Annotated in this window: 15 protein-coding genes, 1 pseudogene and 1 riboswitch; of the genes and pseudogenes, 5 read left to right on the top strand and 11 right to left on the bottom strand. The window is 45.6% G+C overall.

Going from position 1 to position 20,151, the window contains the following annotated elements; all coding sequences use genetic code 11:
* Nucleotides 1–259: 259 nt before the first annotated feature.
* From DW205_RS09125 to DW205_RS09115, 3 genes are read right to left on the bottom strand one after another with little or no spacing between them, the layout of a single operon-like run.
* Nucleotides 260–1,273 carry an ABC transporter ATP-binding protein gene (locus DW205_RS09125; protein WP_005862568.1) on the bottom strand — a complete coding sequence of 338 codons (1,014 nt, stop codon included), beginning with the start codon at nt 1,271–1,273 and terminating at the stop codon, nt 260–262.
* A gap of 1 nt (nt 1,274) precedes the next feature.
* Nucleotides 1,275–2,312: an iron ABC transporter permease gene (locus DW205_RS09120; RefSeq protein WP_005862569.1), complete on the bottom strand. Its 1,038-nt coding sequence runs from the start codon at nt 2,310–2,312 to the stop codon at nt 1,275–1,277.
* 9 nt (nt 2,313–2,321) lie between these two features.
* Nucleotides 2,322–3,485 (bottom strand): ABC transporter substrate-binding protein, encoded by a 1,164-nt coding sequence (locus DW205_RS09115; RefSeq protein WP_005862570.1) that lies wholly within the window; start codon nt 3,483–3,485, stop codon nt 2,322–2,324.
* 62 nt (nt 3,486–3,547) lie between these two features.
* A riboswitch (cobalamin riboswitch) is annotated at nt 3,548–3,747 on the bottom strand.
* A gap of 66 nt (nt 3,748–3,813) precedes the next feature.
* On the opposite strand from DW205_RS09115, the gene DW205_RS09110 reads away from it, so the two are divergent.
* Complete coding sequence (locus tag DW205_RS09110; RefSeq protein ID WP_005862571.1) at nt 3,814–4,518, top strand: precorrin-2 C(20)-methyltransferase; 705 nt, start codon at nt 3,814–3,816, stop codon at nt 4,516–4,518.
* 48 nt (nt 4,519–4,566) lie between these two features.
* On the opposite strand, the gene DW205_RS09105 is transcribed toward DW205_RS09110, so the two are convergent.
* Nucleotides 4,567–5,079, bottom strand: a complete 513-nt coding sequence (locus DW205_RS09105) for a hypothetical protein (RefSeq protein ID WP_005862572.1) — start codon at nt 5,077–5,079, stop codon at nt 4,567–4,569.
* A 393-nt stretch (nt 5,080–5,472) separates the two neighbouring features.
* Here DW205_RS09105 and DW205_RS09100 point away from each other — a divergent pair, with 393 nt between their 5' ends.
* Nucleotides 5,473–7,140, top strand: coding sequence for a formate--tetrahydrofolate ligase (locus DW205_RS09100; protein WP_005862573.1), 1,668 nt, complete (start codon nt 5,473–5,475; stop codon nt 7,138–7,140).
* Nucleotides 7,141–7,238: 98 nt separating this feature from the next.
* Here the strand turns inward: DW205_RS09100 and proS are convergent, their stop codons facing one another.
* Complete coding sequence (proS, locus tag DW205_RS09095) at nt 7,239–8,720, bottom strand: proline--tRNA ligase (RefSeq protein ID WP_005862574.1); 1,482 nt, start codon at nt 8,718–8,720, stop codon at nt 7,239–7,241.
* 108 nt (nt 8,721–8,828) lie between these two features.
* Between proS and DW205_RS09090 the strand changes: the two genes are divergently transcribed.
* Nucleotides 8,829–9,932 (top strand): Gfo/Idh/MocA family protein, encoded by a 1,104-nt coding sequence (locus tag DW205_RS09090; protein WP_005862575.1) that lies wholly within the window; start codon nt 8,829–8,831, stop codon nt 9,930–9,932.
* A gap of 4 nt (nt 9,933–9,936) precedes the next feature.
* On the opposite strand, the gene DW205_RS09085 is transcribed toward DW205_RS09090, so the two are convergent.
* The 3 genes and pseudogenes from DW205_RS09085 to DW205_RS09075 all read right to left on the bottom strand — a co-directional run bounded on the left by DW205_RS09085 (nt 9,937) and on the right by DW205_RS09075 (nt 12,439).
* Nucleotides 9,937–11,676 (bottom strand): thiamine pyrophosphate-dependent enzyme, encoded by a 1,740-nt coding sequence (locus tag DW205_RS09085; RefSeq protein WP_005862577.1) that lies wholly within the window; start codon nt 11,674–11,676, stop codon nt 9,937–9,939.
* 73 nt (nt 11,677–11,749) lie between these two features.
* Nucleotides 11,750–11,872 (bottom strand): annotated as a pseudogene (locus DW205_RS09080) (cytochrome-c peroxidase); the annotation flags it as partial.
* A 162-nt stretch (nt 11,873–12,034) separates the two neighbouring features.
* Nucleotides 12,035–12,439 (bottom strand): HsmA family protein, encoded by a 405-nt coding sequence (locus tag DW205_RS09075; RefSeq protein WP_005862579.1) that lies wholly within the window; start codon nt 12,437–12,439, stop codon nt 12,035–12,037.
* Between the two features lie 114 nt (nt 12,440–12,553).
* Between DW205_RS09075 and DW205_RS09070 the strand changes: the two genes are divergently transcribed.
* Together DW205_RS09070 and DW205_RS09065 are read left to right on the top strand one after the other, a co-directional pair.
* Nucleotides 12,554–13,711, top strand: coding sequence for an MFS transporter (locus DW205_RS09070; RefSeq protein WP_005862581.1), 1,158 nt, complete (start codon nt 12,554–12,556; stop codon nt 13,709–13,711).
* A gap of 12 nt (nt 13,712–13,723) precedes the next feature.
* Nucleotides 13,724–16,834: a glycoside hydrolase family 2 TIM barrel-domain containing protein gene (locus DW205_RS09065; RefSeq protein WP_005862583.1), complete on the top strand. Its 3,111-nt coding sequence runs from the start codon at nt 13,724–13,726 to the stop codon at nt 16,832–16,834.
* 90 nt (nt 16,835–16,924) lie between these two features.
* Here the strand turns inward: DW205_RS09065 and DW205_RS09060 are convergent, their stop codons facing one another.
* From DW205_RS09060 to DW205_RS09050, 3 genes are read right to left on the bottom strand one after another with little or no spacing between them, the layout of a single operon-like run.
* A complete protein-coding gene (locus DW205_RS09060) occupies nt 16,925–18,091 on the bottom strand; it encodes a MalY/PatB family protein (protein ID WP_005862585.1) in 1,167 nt (388 codons plus the stop codon).
* A 5-nt stretch (nt 18,092–18,096) separates the two neighbouring features.
* A complete protein-coding gene (locus DW205_RS09055; protein ID WP_005862587.1) occupies nt 18,097–18,963 on the bottom strand; it encodes a DUF3737 family protein in 867 nt (288 codons plus the stop codon).
* An 8-nt stretch (nt 18,964–18,971) separates the two neighbouring features.
* Nucleotides 18,972–20,045 (bottom strand): alpha/beta hydrolase, encoded by a 1,074-nt coding sequence (locus DW205_RS09050; RefSeq protein ID WP_005862589.1) that lies wholly within the window; start codon nt 20,043–20,045, stop codon nt 18,972–18,974.
* Nucleotides 20,046–20,151: the final 106 nt, after the last annotated feature.

Raw genomic sequence — 20,151 nt, 5'->3', positions numbered from 1 at the left:
ATATTGTTACATGACGTTGAATTAAATGTCTAATTGTTTCGATTTTGTCTATATTCATTAGGTGTAACCCCAACCATTTTCTTGAACCAACACCTGTACGTAGAAGTGACAGGAATGGTGGAATTAAAGTTGTATGTATCTTTCAAGCAATTACAGGAAAGCCGACGAAGCTAGCTTACTTTAAAACAATGGATTTGAATGGAAAAAATTCATAACTATGAATGAAGAAAAACATAGTTATGAATTGAAAATTTCATAGTTATGATTTTTCAGTATCAAAATAGGCAAGTAATTCTTCTATCGTTTGGGTGATATAGGTACTGCCGGAAGTCTCATGGATGATAAAGTAGGTGGTCTTTAAATCGCCAGTCTCAATCCAGATATTCGATTCCACTTCCCGATTCGCCAAAATTCCGTTTCGCTGGAGCGCTTTACGCACCATAGCGTATTTCTGGCCATGTCCAACGAGGCGGATCTGTCGGGAGAATTGATTATCTATACGGAATAACCCGGTATCCTTATCGAAAACAATCCCTTTCCGGGCGAAGAAATTGCTTAAATGACCACTCAATGCCAAATCCTCGGGGGTACCGGTAGAGATACCATTTGCTTTGTCCATTAACCATATCTTATCCGATATCTGGAGAGCCAGCTCCAAATCGTGAGTGGACATAAATATCGTCTTATTCGTTTTCCGGGTTAGATGATGGAGTAATTGCATAATCTCTACCTTGCTGGGAAAATCAAGGAATGCGGTAGGTTCATCCAAGTAAATAACCGGAGTCTCCTGAGCGAGCGCCTTAGCGATCATCACTTTCTGGCGTTCTCCATCCGATAAGGTATGGACCATGCGGGATGCTAGTTCCTCAATGCGGACAAGGGCGATGGATTCTTCCACGATCCGCTTATCATCCTTGCTCAACTTGCCCCAGAAGCCGGTATACGGGCTACGTCCCATCCCGACCAATTCCCGTACCAACATATTCCGGATCTCACATTTATCGGTCAGCACGACACCGATCGTGGTGCTCAATTCCTTATCGGAATAAGCATCTATATCTTTTCCTAGGACCAATATTTCCCCATCTAATTTAGGTTGGAAAGCCGATAACGTGCGCAATAAAGTAGACTTCCCCACCCCGTTAGCACCCAGCAAACAGGTTAATTCACCACTATAGATCGTAGAGTGTATACCTTTAGCTACCAGCTTTGTACTACTCTTAGAATGGTAACCGATCGAAAGTCCGTTAATATGAATCGTATCTTGTTTCATCTTACTCGTTCAATTCATTCTTTCGTTTTCTAAATAATACCGAGGCCACTACAGGAGCACCGACTAAAGCGGTTACCGAGTTGACAGGTAACGCTCCCTCGAACCCCGGCATACGGGCGATCAAATTACAGATCAACGCCAACGCCGCACCGGCGAATAAGACCGCAGGCATTAAAATCCGATGGTCGGAAGTTTGAAATATGGCCCGGCATAAATGCGGAACGGCTAGCCCCAAGAAGATAATAGGTCCGCAATAAGCCGTGACAATCGCCGTAAGGACCCCGGCCGAGGTGATAACCAACAAACGGGCCCGCTTGATATTAAGTCCCAAATTGCGTGCGTAGCTATCCCCAAGAAGCATCAAGTTCATGGTCTTGATAAGCAGGAACGAGAGAGGGATCAAGATTGTCATAAGAATCGCGAACAACGTCATCTGATTACCGGAAACACGGGCGAAACTACCCAATCCCCAAATCACGTATGCACGGATATCCTCCTCGACGCTAAAGAATTTAAGTACACCGATCACGGCGTTTGCCACGTAACCGATCATCACACCGATAATCAACAACGTGACATTTCCTTTTACCTTTTGGGAAACATACACGATCAGCGCCATCACGGATAAGGAACCGATCACGGCCGCTATCGATAAGGCGATCTCCCCCATAAAACCAAGTTTACTCAAGGCAACGCCCCCTAAACTACCGCTTAACAACACCACGAAAGCGACACCCATGCTCGCTCCCGAACTGATACCTAAGACCGAAGGTCCGGCCAATGGATTACGGAAAACGGTTTGCATCTGTAAGCCGCTGATGGATAAGCCAGCTCCCGCTACCAACGCTGTCAATGCCTGTGGTAGTCGAGATTTCCAGATAATATTCTGCCATGTAATAGGCTCATTTCCTGAATTCCAGATAATATGCCAAACCGATTGAAGAGGAATAGAGACTGACCCCAACACCAAATTCAAAAAGATTAGAACAAAAATAGCCGTGACAATCGCCAGCATCCATAGGGTATTTGAATGTCTCATCAGTGTTCCTTATTTAAGTCGAGAATAATAGACCGGCTCATGATCCGGTAATAAATCCGGATGAAAGATATGAAGCAAATCCGCTAGGACGATCTCCGGTTCTGTCGGCATACTCTCATAAAACGGCGTGTTCTTCATATTACAATAGATAATCCCTTTCTCCCGGAACGCACGGAAATCCGCATAACGAGGATCTTGCTCTTTCAATGCCTCATAGCTAAACGTTCCCGGGAAACTATTCACGATACGCCAGTAATCAGCATCGTCCGCTTGGTTATAGACCGTCTCGAAGTCTAATGTAACACCACCGGATCGCTCATCGTCTTTCAAGAAATAATCAGCGCCGGCATCCTTGAAAAGCTGTGCCAAGAAACTCTTTCCTCCTACGGCATACCAGTTTCCACCCCGTAACTCGCCACTAAAAACTATCGGACGTTTTTTAACATTGCCATCCGCCGTAAGTTCCTTTAATTCATTATACCTCTTCTCAATGGCGGCAAAACGCTCATTGCCCTCTTTCTCTACCCCTAACAACAAGCCTATGAACTTGATCCATTCAGCTTGTCCCAATGGCGTAGTCTCCTTATAACCCAAATGGGGAATCAAGGGGATACCCACGTCTTTCAGCGTCTCATAGCCTCCCCGCTTGAATGGCGATACAAGGATCAAATCAGGATTCATACTCATGATAACCTCGTTATCGAAATTTCCCTCTATACCGATCTTTGCGGTTTTACCTTCTTTCAGGCGTTCGTTCATCTCTTTATTGAACAAATGCCGTGTACTGGTAATCCCAACGACCTTATCCAAGGCACCCAATTTAATAAAATTCGATAATTGCAGGGAAGTCATACAGATAACGCTTCGGATAGGAAGCTCTATCACCGTATAATCAACAGGAATCCCCGTGGGTTTCGAACCTCTTTTTACGAACGCATAATGAAACGTGGTGCTTTCCTCGTTTTGAGGATCTTGGATATCAGCCAAGACATATTGATCCGCATAGGTAAGCTTGAATCCTTGGGCGTATAAAGGCTTAACCTGCTCTTGCGAGAATGCGGATTGCTCTACGGAAGCCGTCTTCCCTATTTCTCCTTTTTCACGGATACCTGAAGTACATGATAAAGTCAATACCGATAAAAGCAAGCATCCACTCGCTATAAACTTATTCATAATCCTTGTTTAATTGACAGTTGATCATTGACAGTTACTCTCGTCCTGCTCCACGGGACAGCAACATTTATTTATGAACCGGCAGGTCTTCTGACTTACTTCCATTCTGGACGCCTTCCCGATTACGAAACCAGTGGCCAAGGTATTGTCCGAATGTTTAGAAGTTCACAGCAGCGTGGTCTGTCCGGGATTCTCACCCGGTTCCCTTTTAATCCGCCTCCCAGAAAAAGAGATAAGCGGAGCCTATTACAGCGACAAAAGTAGTAAGAATATTTGTATACATCCGCAATTTTAAGGACTTTTGCGTTTCAAATAAAAACAAATACACATGAATCATCCTATTCACTTCGTCTCATTAGGTCCCGGTGATCCGGAATTAATTACGCTGAAAGGGCTTAATACATTACAAAAGGCTGATATTATCTATTGTCCTGCTACACAAGGCAAGCATGGAATCATATCTCGGGCGACGGATATATTGAAAGCTATTGAGGTAGACGAATCCTTGATCCATCCGTTTATTTTGCCAATGAGTAAGGAACGGACAGATGCGTTAAACGCTTATAACGAATTGTTTCTGGATGCCCAAGCTGAATATTTGAAAGGAAAACAAATCGTGATCGTCGCCGAGGGAGACGCTGGTTTTTATTCATCTATACAATATGTATACGATAAATTCGAGGAAGCAGGAATCCCGGTAGATCGAATCGCAGGAATTCCGGCATTTATAGCGGCAGGTGCTTTGGCCGGGATACATATCGTAAAACAAGAGGAGCAAATTAATGTAATCCCCGGGACTGCGTCGTTCGATGAACTTTCGGCAAAAATAGAAAATGGAATGATCATCGTCATCATGAAATTACCGGGTTGCCAAGAGGCTATTCATACTTGTATCCGGCAGTATGCGGATAAGGCGGTTTTTCATTATTTCGAGAATGTTGGAACAGGAAAAGAATATTATACTACTGATATCACCATTATACATTCCAAGGATTTCCCCTATTTCTCCCTACTGATTGTCCAACCTCGCTAAAAGAAGAAGGCTGCCCGGAGAGTAACCAAACCCGGACAGCCCATCTTATTACGCTACATGCAATATATGCTTAAGCTGATCGATATGGAAACGAAGTGTATCCATATAAGGTTTCACTGAATTATGGTACATGATCGCTTTTGCGTGCATATCTTCCAACTCGCTTACTTTACGGTTCGCCTCACGCATTTTACAAGCGTTGTAGCGAATACCCGATACATGTCCTTTGATATCCTCGATCGCTTGGTTTCCCCGGTTGAAGATAGACTCTGCTTCTTCCGGAGCGTATACCGTATAGGCTTGGGCAACGTCATCCAGTAATGCCTGTTGATAAGAGCCGGCTATCGGGAGCAATTGATGGATCGCATGATGACATAAAGAATGAACCTCGTTTTGAAGCTTCTTCAATTCTACTTCCCACTTTGATTCACATACTTCATCCAATTGTTTGACTTCCGCTACGACACAGCCGCTAAACAATTCCACTACCATCTTTTCCCATGCTTCTGCTACCCACGATTTAGTAGCAAATGTAACCTGACTAAATCTTACTGTTGACATAACCTTAAATTTACATATTATATTGCTAATGTTATTAATCTCTTATCTATTTCAATTTATCACACTCAAATCATTTTATCTTTCTTTTTATCGTTGCGACACCACAAAATTAATCAAATTATCATAGATGGATAATTTTAAAGACTATTTTATAATTCTTTAAGAGTGCGACAAGCAAAACGTATGATTTTTGCAAAGTTCACTTTACAAAAAGTTTAATTTCAAGCCTAACAGCTATCACAAAAAGCAAGATCATCGCCATCTTCGCACAAAAATATCAAAATAACACAATCTTATTATTCCATAAAGGGGGAAAACCTTGTTCCGTATCATTTTGTTATTATAATAAATTAGATTTACTTTGTTCAAACTATATAAACTTACATAAAGCACATGAAATCGGACATTGAGATAGCAAGAGAAACAGACTTGCGTAAAATTAAGGAAGTTGCGACAACGTTAGGTATCCCTCGTGAGGAAGTACAAAATTATGGCAGGTATATTGCCAAGGTTCCTATCCATTTGATCGATAAAAAGCAAATGGACCAGCATAATTTAATTTTAGTGACCGCTATCACTCCCACTAAAGCGGGAATCGGAAAGACTACGGTTTCGATCGGTCTGGCTTTAGGTCTGAATAAAATAGGGAAGAAAGCGGTGGTCGCTTTACGTGAGCCGTCTCTTGGCCCGTGTTTCGGCATGAAAGGTGGTGCTGCCGGAGGTGGATATGCCCAAGTGCTTCCTATGGAAAACATCAACTTGCATTTTACAGGGGATTTTCATGCGGTTACTTCCGCCCACAATATGATTACCGCTTTATTGGATAACTATATTTATCAGACTCGCAACACCTGCGAGGGATTGAAGGAGATCAAATGGAAACGGGTTCTTGACGTAAACGACCGTAGCTTACGTAACATCGTATCGGGTCTAGGAGGCTCGGCGAACGGTGTCCCTACCGAGACCGGATTTGACATCACTCCCGCTTCAGAGATCATGGCGATCCTTTGCTTGGCTACGGATATAGAGGATTTGAAACGACGTGTCGGAAATATTTTATTGGGTTATACAAACGAAGATAAGCCTTTCACGGTAAATGATCTTGGCATAGCCGGAGCTATTACCGTATTGCTAAAAGACGCATTACTGCCGAACCTAGTACAAACAACGGAGAATACTCCCGCATTTGTACATGGAGGTCCTTTCGCTAATATCGCCCATGGATGTAATTCCATATTGGCCACCCAAATGGCTCTTACTTATGGAGATTATGTGATTACGGAGGCTGGTTTCGGCGCTGATCTGGGCGCGGAGAAATTCTTTAATATCAAATGTAGAAAAGCGGGGCTTTCACCGAAACTGACAGTCATCGTAGCGACTGCCCAGAGCTTGAAACTTCATGGTGGCGTTCCTGAAAAAGAAATCAAGGAACCGAATATCGAAGGATTAAAGAACGGATTCGCTAACTTAGATAAACACATTGAGAATATGAAGAGCTTCGGACAGCAAGTAATCGTGACTTTCAACCGTTTCGCTACCGATACGGACGAGGAGATCGCTTTAGTGGCTGAGCATTGCAAGGAAAAAGGGGTTGGATTCGCCATGAATAACGTTTTCTCTGAAGGAGGTGAAGGGGGTACGGAACTTGCCCGCTTAGTGGTTGATACGATCGAAAATCATCCTTCCGCTCCTTTACAATATACATATGATCTGAATGATCCGATCCGTACGAAGGTACAAAAAGTGGCCCAGAAGATATACGGAGCCTCTTCGATTGTTTATACGACTTTGGCCGATAAAAAATTGCGTCAGATCGAAAGCTTGGGTATTTCCCATTATCCGATCTGTATCGCCAAGACTCAATATTCATTCTCTTCCGATCCGAAAGCTTATGGGGTCGCCAAGGATTTCGAACTAAAAGTACGAGATGTAATCATCAATAACGGAGCCGAGATGATCGTTGTCGTCATGGGCGAGATCATGCGTATGCCGGGGCTCCCTAAAGAGCCGCAAGCCCGAAAGATCGATATCGTGGATGGCATGATTGAGGGATTGAGTTAATAGACAGTAAAACAATTTAAATAAAAAAAGGTACGCCTCACACATTCAGTAAGGCGTACCTTTTTTATAACCACTCTCGCCCCGAAACCGGGGGGCGATCAATAAGCTCTGGCGAACAGTACCCGGCAAGCCGACGGTTTACCTGTCACCATACACTTACCCGGAGTCTTATCACCAGCTAAAGGAATACAGCGGATCGTAGCTTTCGTCTCGTTCTTGATCAATTCTTCTGTTTCCGGGGTTCCATCCCAGTGGGCCATGATGAAGACGCCATCCTCGATCTTCTCCTTAAATTCCTCATACGTATCTACGTTTATGATGTTAGCCTCACGGTGATCGTACGCTTTCTTGAAGATATTCGCTTGGATTTCCTCCAACAGATTCTTCACGTATTCCTCAATGCCATCACAAGTGATCGTCTCCTTCTCCAAAGTATCACGGCGCATTACTTCGATTGTATTATTCTCCAAATCACGACCACCCATAGCCAAACGCACGGGAACACCTTTTAACTCGTACTCAGCGAACTTCCAGCCCGGCTTCTTGTTATCAGCGTCATCATATTTCACGGAAATGCCTAACGCTTTCAATTTAGCCACGATACCAGCGACCTTCTCGCTGATCTGCGTCAATTGCTCAGCGCTACGGTAGATCGGTACGATCACAACCTGTATCGGAGCCAAATGTGGAGGCAATACCAAACCGTTATCATCAGAGTGAGACATAATCAACGCTCCGATCAAACGTGTGGAAACACCCCAAGAAGTAGCCCAAGCATAGTCGCTCTTACCGTTCTTGTCGATGAAAGTAACGTCGAAAGCCTTACCGAAGTTCTGCCCCAAGAAATGGGAAGTTCCCGCCTGCAAAGCTTTTCCATCCTGCATCATCGCCTCGATCGTATAGGTATCCAAAGCACCGGCGAAACGCTCGCTCTCAGACTTCACGCCCTTTATTACCGGCATTGCCATATAATTCTCTGCGAAGTTCGCATAAACGTCTTGCATCTTCTTAGCTTCTATCTCCGCTTCTTCACGAGTAGCGTGAGCGGTATGGCCTTCCTGCCACAAGAACTCAGCCGTACGAAGGAACAAGCGAGTACGCATCTCCCAGCGCATCACGTTCGCCCATTGGTTGCACAAGATAGGCAGGTCACGGTAAGACTGAATCCAGTTACGGTATGTATTCCATATAATGGTCTCCGAAGTCGGGCGAATGATCAATTCCTCTTCCAGTTTAGCTGCCGGATCTACGACAACCCCCGTACCGTCATGATTTGTCTTCAAACGATAGTGAGTAACCACGGCGCACTCCTTGGCGAACCCTTCTACGTGCTCAGCTTCTTTGCTTAAGAAAGACTTCGGGATCAGCAAGGGGAAATAAGCGTTCACATGACCGGTTTCCTTGAACATATCGTCTAGGATACGTTGCATCTTCTCCCAGATAGCGTATCCGTAAGGCTTGATCACCATACAACCACGCACGGCGGAATTCTCCGCCAAATCTGCCTTAATTACCAAATCTTGGTACCACTGCGAATAGTTTACACTTCTCGGTGTAAGTTCTTTCAGCTCTTTTGCCATTTCTTTATATTTCTAAATTATACTGTTTTCCTTAATCTGAATAAGTAATGGGTTGCAAAGGTAAGAAATAATCGTATATCTTTGTAAAAACTATATATAGATAATATCATGAATATACACAAGATCACACGTTACTTACTTATGTTATGTACATTTACGTTCTTAACTCTCACGGCGAAAGGGCAAGATGGAGAGCCTTTGCGACTGGCCGTGGCAGGGGTATCCCACGGACATCTATGGGAGGTGATAAGCCGTTTGGATAGAGGCGATTTCAAGATTGTAGGAGTCGCCGAGAAAGATGATTACTTACGGGAACATAACGGTCTGCGGGATAAGCTAGATCCAAACCTGTTCTATGCGGACCTTGGCGAGATGCTGGACAAGACCCATCCGGAGGCGGTCATCGTATACGAGCCGATCTACGACCATCTTCGTGTGGTAGAGGCTTGCGCGCCGAGAGGCATACATGTTATGGTAGAAAAACCATTGGCCGTAAATAACGAACATGCTACCCGAATGGCATCGCTCGCCCGTGAGAAAAATATCTTGTTGCTTACCAACTACGAGACTACGTGGTATAATACCAACCATGAGGCATTCCGCCTTATTGACAGCGGTGCTATCGGGAAGATCGATCGTATCAACGTATACGACGGGCATCAAGGTCCCTTCGAGATCAACTGCGGAAAAGAGTTCACGGACTGGTTAACCGACCCCGTGCTGAATGGCGGCGGGGCGGTTATCGATTTTGGATGTTACGGAGCCAACTTAGCCACCCGTCTCATGAAAGATGAAAAGCCCCTTAGCGTATACGCTGTACTACGGCAGAATAAACCGAATCTTTATCCCAAGGTAGACGATGACGCAACTATTATCGTGGAATATCCTTCCGCAACCGTCCAGATCATGGGATCATGGTGTTGGCCGATGGGTAGAAAAGATATGCATATCTATGGCGACAAAGGATATATTTACCAAGATACACCTAAGGAAATGCGAATTTATACCAACGGAAAGGAGCGCCAAGAAATAGCACCTTCCTTGAACGCTCCTTATAATGATTCCTTTTATTTCTTGAAAGCCGCCGTCCGTAAAGAGATTGACGTACCTCCCACGGACCTTTCCTCGTTGGAGAATAACCTAATGGTAGTACGGATATTGGACGCTGCCATTCAAAGCGCAAAATCTAAAGCGGTTATCCAGCTCTTTTGAGAGTTTAAAACACCTCTTTCCAATGTTTTAGATTCGTATCGATGGTATCCAAGACCTCCTTGCTTCGCCCCTCCATCATTAACTTATACATGGTTTGGGCAAAACCAAGCATTTGGGAGAACTCAATCTTGGGAGGCATCGCTAATGCGTTCGGATCGGTCATGATGTTAACCAAGGCCGGTCCGTCAGCGTTAAACACTTTCTGCAAGGTGGGGAATACATCGTCGGGGTTGATCACGTTGTAGCCCGCCATTCCCATTGAAAGGGCGACCCGGGCGAAATCCGGGTTCAGCATCGTGGTCTGCCAATCCGGCAGTCCGGCTACCTCCATCTCAAGTTTTACCATTCCTAGGGAACGGTTATTAAACACGATTAATTTAATCGGCAAATGGTATTGCACGATCGTAGCAAGGTCGCCCAACAACATTGAGATACCTCCATCACCACACAACGCCACGACTTGCCTGCCGGGATAAGCCAATGCCGCCCCTATCGCTTGCGGCATGGCGTTCGCCATCGAGCCATGATTGAATGATCCCAACATCTTCCGCATACCCGTAGCTTGCAAATAGCGGGCACCCCATACACAAGTCATACCCGTATCCACGGTAAATATGGCGTCGTCCGAGCTAAGCTCGTCTACGACCGAGATCACGTATTCTGGCTGTATCTTCTCTTCTTTCCCCCGGACAGTGGCGGCAGAACGGAGATTTTCCCGAACTTTCTCATATTTAGCCAACTGTTCCCGCAAGAAACTATCATCTTCTTTCTGGTGAATCAACGGAATCAACTCATCCAAAGTATCCTTCACATCGCCACAAAGCCCCATTTGTATCTTGGCACGACGCCCCAGACGATTCGGATTGATATCCACCTGTACGATCGTGTTGCTCTCTGGCATGAATGCCTCGTATGGAAAATCGGTTCCCAACAACACCAACACCTCTGCCTCGTGCATACTATAATAGCCGGAAGGCATGCCCAATAGACCGGTCATCCCCACCTCGTTCGGATTATCGTATTGGATCTCCATCTTACCCTTGAAAGAATAGGCTACCGGAGCATTCAGTAATTTAGCCAACTGCACCAATTCCGAATGGGCATCTTTCGCCCCTATTCCACAATAAAGTGTCACTTTCTTCGCATTATTCAACAAATCCGCTAATTCCCGGATTTCCTGTTCGGCGGGACAAACCCGTTGTCGCGTAGGAAAAGAAAAGGTAGAGGACAAACCCGCTGTAGCATTCTCTGCCGCCAAGTCACCGGGAAGTCCGATCACCCCGACCCCACGTGATGAGATCGCCGCTTGCATAGCGCCTTGAAGCATCCGGGGAAATTGTTCCGGTGTAGTGGCTACCTGATTATAATAGCTACAATCATCGAACAATTTGATCGTATTTGTCTCTTGGAAATATTCTGTACCAAACTCCCGGGAAGGGATCGTGGAAGCGATCGCCAAGACCGGGGCTCCGGATCGTTGGGCATCATACAGCCCATTAATTAAATGTACATGCCCGGGGCCACTACTACCTGCACAACAAGCCAACTCGCCTGTCAATTGAGCCTCCGCCGCAGCGGCATAAGCTCCCGTCTCCTCATGACGGACATGAATCCACCGCAATCTGCCGTTTTTCCGAACAGCCTCGTTTACCTCATTCAGGCTATCGCCTGTCACGGCGTATATACGTCGTACGCCTGCTTTTTCCAGCGTATCCACTAACTGGTCCGCAACTTTCTTCGCCATAGTTTAAACTCTTCTTTTTATTTTATTAAGAAAACTATCAAGGGCTGGAGAAAGTTTTTGGAAAGACTGATTTTTATTTGATGCAATCCGTCAATGTTCGTAAAAAAGCGACAATCGCAGTCTCCTCTTCCTGAGATAAACCTAAGTTCCCCAGTTCATCCTTATTTACGGTCTCGGGATATTCCGCCGGGGGAAATCCTCTACATCCCTTACATTATGAAGCTAAATAGACACTTCACGACCCCTTCCGAGGTGATACGGGCGTATTTATCGGCAAAACCTTTTTCCGGGATATGGCATATAGTAAACATATCACCAAATGTACGATTTATTTCTCAAAATATATGAGCGATGGCCTCTATTTATGGAGAGACATCCCCATGTAGATACCGATGCAATAAGGAATTAACCAGATGAACCACACAACAATGCTAAATCTATTGAAATGCTGCTTGGCTTTTAACGAACCTTTAAAGTAAGTCCAAATCGCCCAGATCGCATGGATTAGCATCAAGCAAATAGCGATAATTCCCGTTACGGTATGCGCCGTATCATGCAGATGGGTCAGCTGGGCGATATGCTCCATCAAACCCGTTCCAATAGCGTCCGCATAAAGTCCTAATACAAAAAAACAAAGATGCCACGCTTTTAACTGTCCTTGAAAACGCTCGCCCCAGACTCCGATCGTATAGCATATCAAGGCGGATGATATCACACAAATGGCCGTAATCAGTAAATGAATATCAAGTTGATTGAATACCATATTTTTCCTTTTTCAAAAAGAACAGAAGCTTCCTGAAAAAGTTTAGGCTATTGGCAAAGAATTCATACATTCGCGTGTCTAAATAAAAACGACAGGGCAATCCCGTTGAAAAATATGAAACAAAATATACTCGCTCTCTATCTGATCAAGTTATCCAAATGGTTCTCGCTCGTAATGCCTATCATTGTCCTTTTCTATGAGGATCATGGGTTAGGATTGCAAGACGTATTTATTTTGAAGAGTGTCTACTCGGTCGCCGCTGTCACTTTGGAGATTCCCTCGGGCTATCTGGCGGACGTATGGGGGCGTAAGAAATGCTTGATTCTAGGTTGTATACTTTTCTTTGGAGGGTACCTATGTTATTCTTTCACCTCCACTTTCACGGCATTTCTCTTCGCCGAGATTTTGTTGGGAACCGGGCAAACCTTGGTAAACGGAGCGGATTCGGCGCTGCTCTACGATACAACCGTACGATATAAAAAAGAAGAACTTTATTTGCGGTATGAGGGACGTATCACGATGATCGGTAATTTCGCCGAGGCCATCGCCGGGATATTCGGTGGATTGCTGGCCGCCTATTCCTTGCGATTGCCGTTTTACGCCCAAGCGTTTGTCGCCTTTATCGGCATTCCGGCAGCGTTCGCCTTGCAGGAATTCAATACTAAGAGTAAGGTGCAGAACCCGGTTTCCGAGATTCTCCGCATTTTGAAATATTCCTTGGTTACGAACCGTAGGCTATGCTATAACATCATGTTCTCCGGTATCATCGGAGCCGCTACATTAACGATGGCATGGTTCGTGCAGCCCGTATTGATGAAGTTGGAAACCCCGACCTCCTATTACGGTGTCATTTGGACCGTGCTCAATCTGACGGTGGGATTGTCCGCCCTCTATTCTGATCGGGTAGAGCGGTATTTCGGGATGCGTAAATCAAACACGTTTATACTACTTGTAATCATCGGTGGATATATATCGCTCGCTTATAACCTTACTTATTGGGGATTAGCGATCTTGTTCATTTTCTATATAGTCCGGGGCTTCGCCACACCGATTTTGAAAGGTTACATTAATCAAATGACCTTCTCGGAGATGCGGGCTACGGTCTTGTCGATCCGTAACTTTGTGATCCGCTTGATATTCGCTGCCATCGCCCCATTTATAGGTTGGCTAAATGATTTCTATTCTTTGCATGTCGCCCTGTTAGTTTCCGCCGGAATTATTGCCATACCCGGAATTTTATTCTTAGTTTTGCAATTCCGTAAAGCAGATTAAAAATATAATAGCATGAAAAGACAACTTATGACCGGACTGTTTGCCGCTTTGGCTTTCACAGCGGTAGCCCAGTCGAATGAGTGGCGAAATCCCGAGGTCAACGCCGTAAACCGTGCCCCGATGCACGCCAATTTCTTCGCCTACGAGACCGCCGAGGTGGCGGCGAAGGACGCCAAGGAACAATCCCAGAACTTCATGACCTTGAACGGTCCTTGGAAATTCTTTTGGGTAAAGAACGCTGACGCTCGTCCTACCGATTTCTGGCGGACCGATTACAACGACAAAGGATGGAACAATATGCCTGTGCCCGGTGTATGGGAACTGAACGGATATGGAGATCCTCTCTACGTAAACGTTGGTTACGCTTGGCGCGAGCAATTTAAGAACAACCCACCCGAGGTCCCTACCGTTAATAACCATGTGGGTTCCTACCGCCGTGAGATCATGGTTCCTGCCGGCTGGAACGGAAAAGAGATCATCGCCCATTTCGGCTCCGTTACCTCCAATATGTATTTGTGGGTAAACGGGAAGTACGTAGGCTATAGCGAAGATAGCAAGCTGGAAGCGGAGTTTAACTTAACTCCTTACTTGAAACCCGGACAAAAAAACCTGATCGCTTTCCAAGTATTCCGCTGGTGTGATGGCACTTATCTGGAAGACCAAGATTTCTTCCGTTACAGCGGTGTCGGACGTGATTGTTATTTATACGCCCGTAACCCAAAGCAACAGATCGCCGATATACGTGTGACTCCGGATCTGGACGCTCAATACCAAAATGGCTCGTTGGCTGTCAACCTGACCATGAAGGGTAAAGGTACGGTAGAGCTTGAACTATTGGATGCCCAGAATAAAGCTGTCGCTACCCAATCCTTGAACGCTTCCGGAAAGGTCAGCACGACGATAGAAGTCTCCTCTCCCCACAAATGGACCGCGGAGACTCCTTATCTATATACTTTACGGGCTACTTTAAAAGAGGGAGGCAAAACAATCGAAGTAATCCCTGTAAAAGTAGGTTTCCGTAAGATCGAATTAAAGAACGCCCAGATACTCGTGAATGGGCAACCAGTTCTTTTCAAGGGTGCCGACCGTCACGAGATGGATCCCGATGGCGGTTATGTCGTTTCACGCGAGCGCATGATACAGGACATACAGATCATGAAGAAATTCAACTTGAACGCCGTTCGTACCTGCCACTACCCGGATGATAACTTCTGGTACGATCTTTGCGATAAATACGGTATCTATGTCGTAGCCGAGGCCAATGTAGAGTCTCACGGAATGGGATACGGCGAGGAAACGTTAGCCAAGAACCCATCTTATAAGAAAGCGCATCTGGAACGTAACCAACGTAACGTCCAACGTGGTTTCAACCATCCGAGTATAATCTTCTGGTCCTTGGGTAACGAGGCGGGATACGGTCCTAACTTCGAGGCCGCTTACGATTGGATCAAAAACGAGGATCCCAGCCGTGCCGTACAATACGAGCAGGCCGGAAAGACCGGAAAGACAGATATCTTCTGCCCGATGTATTACAACTACGAGGATTGCGCTAAATACTGCGAGGACAACTCCATGCAAAAGCCTTTGATACAATGTGAGTACGCCCATGCCATGGGTAACTCTCAAGGTGGTTTCAAGGAATATTGGGATTTGATCCGTAAATACCCGAAATATCAAGGAGGCTTCATCTGGGACTTCGTGGATCAATCCGTACGCTGGACCGGCAAGAACGGGAAAATGATCTATGCTTATGGCGGCGATTTCAATAAGTTCGACGCTAGCGATAATAACTTCTGCGATAACGGCTTGATCAGCCCGGATCGTGTTCCGAACCCGCATATGTACGAGGTGGGGTATTATTACCAAGATATCTGGACAACCCCCGGCGATCTGTCGAAAGGTGAGATCAAGGTGTACAACGAGAATTTCTTCCGTGACCTTTCCGCTTATTATCTGGAATGGGAAATGCTGAAAGGTGGCAAGGTTGTTCGTAGCGGACGTGTCGATGACCTGAAAGTAGCTCCCCAGCAAACATCAACAATCCGATTGGATCTAGGCGAGACTTGCCAATGCACGGAATGGTTGCTGAATGTATCTTATAAACTGAAGAACCGTGAGGGTTTATTACCCGCCGGACATACCGTAGCCAAGGATCAGCTGACGTTGAATCCATACAAGGCTCCATCTATGGAATTGAAAAACGTGGAGACAACCAATATCGAAACCAAGGCTCCAGTCGTACAAGATAGCGATGCGAATTACCTGATCGTGGAAGGTTGTGGTTTCCGTACCGAGTTCAATCGAGAGAATGGTTATCTGATCAAATACGAGGTAAACGGCCAAGACATGATCAAGGAAGGAGAGGCTTTGACTCCTAACTTCTGGCGCGCGCCGACAGACAATGATTTCGGAGCTGGCCTACAGAAAAAGTACGCCGCATGGAAGAATCCGGAGATGAAGCTGACTTCTCTTAACCAACGGATGGAGAACAAGCAAGTGATCGTAGAGGCCGCTTACGATATGCCGACCGTATCCGCCAAGTTGAACTTGACGTACGTGATCAATAACAAGGGTGCGATCAAGGTTACCCAGAAAATGACAGCAGACAAGAATGCCAAGGTATCCCCCATGTTCCGCTTCGGTATGCAAATGCCGATGCCGAGATCATTCGAGAATATCGAATACTACGGCCGTGGTCCCGTGGAGAATTATATCGACCGCAAGGGTAACGCCGACTTGGCTATTTACCGCCAGACCGTAGATGAGCAATTCTATTCGTATATCCGTCCGCAAGAGAATGGAACGAAATCGGATATCCGCTGGTGGAAAATGCTGAACGAGGCTGGCAACGGTATCGAGGTTGTAGCCTCTGCCCCATTCTCCGCTTCCGCTTTACATTATACGATCGAGTCTTTGGATGACGGTGCCCGGAAGGATCAAAGACACTCTCCCGAAGTAGAGGAAGCTGACTTGACAAACCTTTGTCTCGATAAGGTGCAGATGGGATTGGGCTGTGTAAATAGCTGGGGAACTATCGCACTCCCGGAATATCAAATTCCTTACGGCGACTATGAGTTCACGTTCATTCTTACTCCGGTAAAACATAGCATCGAGATCGAGTAAAACGAATCTTTTATCTAGCGAGAGATATATGAAAGAAGGGGAAAGCAATTGTTGTTTTCCCCTTCTCTCGTTTTCTATCATCACTATTCTTTAACAGCCACTACCTACAAAATTCCTAAACCGTTCCAGTCCCTTTATCAGCGAGGAACGTGGACAAGCGATATTCCAACGCATGAAACCTTCGCCTTCTGCTCCATACATCGTTCCGGCATTGAGCCATAGCTTCGCTTTCTCGATCAGCAAGTGCTCCAATTCTTCCGATGATTTACCTAACTTACGGCAATCCATCCATACGAGATAAGTGCCTTCCAACAAGGTTATCGGGAAGTCCGGCAGATATTTCCCGCAAAAATCTTTCATGTATAAGTAATTCTGCCATAAATAATCGATCAGTTGCGACAGCCATTCCTCTCCCTCATTATAGGCCGCTATGGTAGCTATTACACCAAAAGGATTCACATCGCATACCTCGTTGATATTGATTGCCCGGTCTATCTTCCGACGTAGGTTCTCATCGGAACACACGATATTGGCGATCTGTAATCCAGCTATATTGAAAGCCTTGCTAGGTGACAGGCATGTCACGGAATGCCGTAGGAATTCTTCCGAGATAGATGCGAACGGCGTAAAAGTATATTCCGGAAATACGAGTTCGCAATGTATATCATCCGATACGACTGTTAAACCATTACGGATACATATCTCGCCGATATGACTTAATTCCTCACGTGTCCATACCCTTCCAGCGGGATTATGAGGATTACACAACAACATGACCTTTACCCTCGGATCAGCGGCTTTTCTCTCCAAATCCTCATAATCAATCGTGAATGTATCATGGGCATAAGACAAAGGGTTGCGGATAATCTCACATCCGTTATTGCGGATGGATGAGAAAAAACAGTTATAAACCGGAGTCTGCACCAGTACTTTATCACCCGGCTCGGTCAACACTTTGATAACGGCGGAAATAGCCGGAACAACACCGGAGGTATAAATCATCCATTCTTTCCGTATTTGCCATCCATGCCGACGTTCAAACCAACCTGTCACCGCTTCGTAATATGCATCCGGCACTTGGGTATAACCGAAAATACCATGTTCTACACGTTGCCGTAAAGCTTCGATAATAACGGGTGCCGTACGGAAATCCATATCGGCCACCCACATCGGTAGTACATCCGTGCCCACGGCACTATCCCATTTATAAGAGTTCGTACCGGTACGAGGCACTATTTCATCGAAGTTATATCTCATATTCTTTATGCGGAAAAGCAAGTACGTTCATTCCATAGCCTCAGTTGGCAATTACCCGGAGCCTTGATGTTCTCGTCGAGGATTACCTCACCATAACTTTCGGCGGTGATACTTCCCGTACGGGGATTCTTCACGCTACGGATCGAGCTGTTGATAGTCGCCTGCACGGAACTGTATTCAAAGGCTAGATCGCAATCATCTGCCATCGTACAGTTCTCCATCATAAGATCGTGGGCGTAACAAAGCGGCTGCGTACCCGAGATCTTGCAATTTACCAAACGCAGGTTCTTCGAGTGCCACCCCAAGTACTCGCCGTTAATCTCGGAATCGTATACGGTAACATTCTCCGTATTCCAGAAAGCGTCTTTCGAATTGATGACCGCATTACGGATTTCCACGTTCTTACAATACTGGAACGAGTAGTTTCCATTTTGAGCGTAGTTCCGGATTTTAATGTTCTCGCCGTGCATAAATAAATAATCAGCATGATCTATTTGCACATTTATCAATTCCACGTTCCGGCAATGCCAAAGGGTTTCTTGAGCATTGGGTAGTTGTACGTTTTCCAGTCTGATACCGTCCATCTCCCGAAACATCTTTGGGGCTTCCACCCGTGTATCCGTCATCACTAGATTTTGGGAGTACCATAACGCGGCACGTCCACCTTCGGTAAACAGGCTATTCTTGATGGTGAAGCCATCCACGTGCCAAAACGGATATTTACCCTCAAAACGACAGCCTACGGCTATGATATTGCTACACTCTTTCAATGCCGACTCCCCGGCATGAATAACGACATTGTCTAATTGTAAATCGTGAGAGGCGAACAAAGGGCGCTCACCACTAAATTCCATATTCTTTATCTGTTGCATAATGGATCTTATTTGAAGTTTTCTACAAAGAACCGTTCAATCTTATCGAAGGGAATGACATTCATCTGATCGTACAAATCCACATGATTCGCTCCGGGTATAATTAGCAATTCCTTGTTATCACCTTTCAGTTTCTTGAAAGCATCCTCGCTGAAGTAACGTGAATGCGCTTTCTCGCCATGAATAATCAATACGGCGCTACGAATCTCGTCACTATACGAGAGTATAGGCATATTGATGAAAGATAAAGCCGAGGTCTTGTTCCATCCGCCATTCGAGTTGAGCGAACGCTTGTGGTAACCACGCTTCGTCTTGTAATAAGCGTAGTAGTCTTTCAAGAATTGGGGCGCATCGTCGGGTAACGTATCGGGTAAGCCTCCCGCAAGGGCATATGAGCCGTACTTTGCGTCAGCGGTACGCTGTTCATTGAGTTGCTTGCGCAATTCATAACGTGCGTCGGTATCCATCGCATCAAAATAGCCATTAGCGTTCACACGGCTCATATCGTACATCGTAGAGGTAACGGTCGCTTTGATACGAGTATCGATAGCCGCCGCATTAAGAGCCATGCCTCCCCATCCGCAGATACCGAGGATACCGATATGTTCCGCATCCACATCATCACGTGTCGAAAGGAAATCGACGGCCGCACAGAAATCTTCCGTATTGATGTCGGGAGAAGCTACATAACGAGGCTCTCCGCCACTCTCGCCTGTATATGACGGATCGAAAGCGATCGTCAGAAATCCACGTTCCGCCAATTCCTGCGCATATAAACCCGAGGATTGTTCCTTCACGGCACCGAACGGACCGCTAATAGCGATAGCAGGCAATTTTCCATCCGCATGCTTGGGTTTGTACATATCGGCGGCAAGCGTAATGCCATAGCGATTACGAAAAGTAACTTTACTATGGCTCACCTTGTCACTCTGTGGGAATACTTTATCCCACTCCTTAGTTAGATTCAAATTCTTGTCCATTGTATGACCGGTATTAAATTGATTGTCTGTAGCGAACAGATTTCCCGTAGCGCAAAAGCATATGGCTATTGCCGTACATAATTCTCTTAATGACTTCTTCATGTCGTTCCTTGTTTATTTTTACGATGGCAAAGATAGAAGCTCAAATAGCATCCCTTTGTAGATAAATTACGGATGTCATGACCTCAATTACAGGTTTTGCGGAATC

This window comes from Parabacteroides sp. AM17-47 (assembly GCF_003434625.1).
GTDB classification, from domain to species: Bacteria; Bacteroidota; Bacteroidia; order Bacteroidales; family Tannerellaceae; genus Parabacteroides; species Parabacteroides distasonis.
The sequence above is the reverse complement of the archived record's forward strand: the minus strand, read 5'-3'. Positions and strand labels throughout refer to the sequence as shown.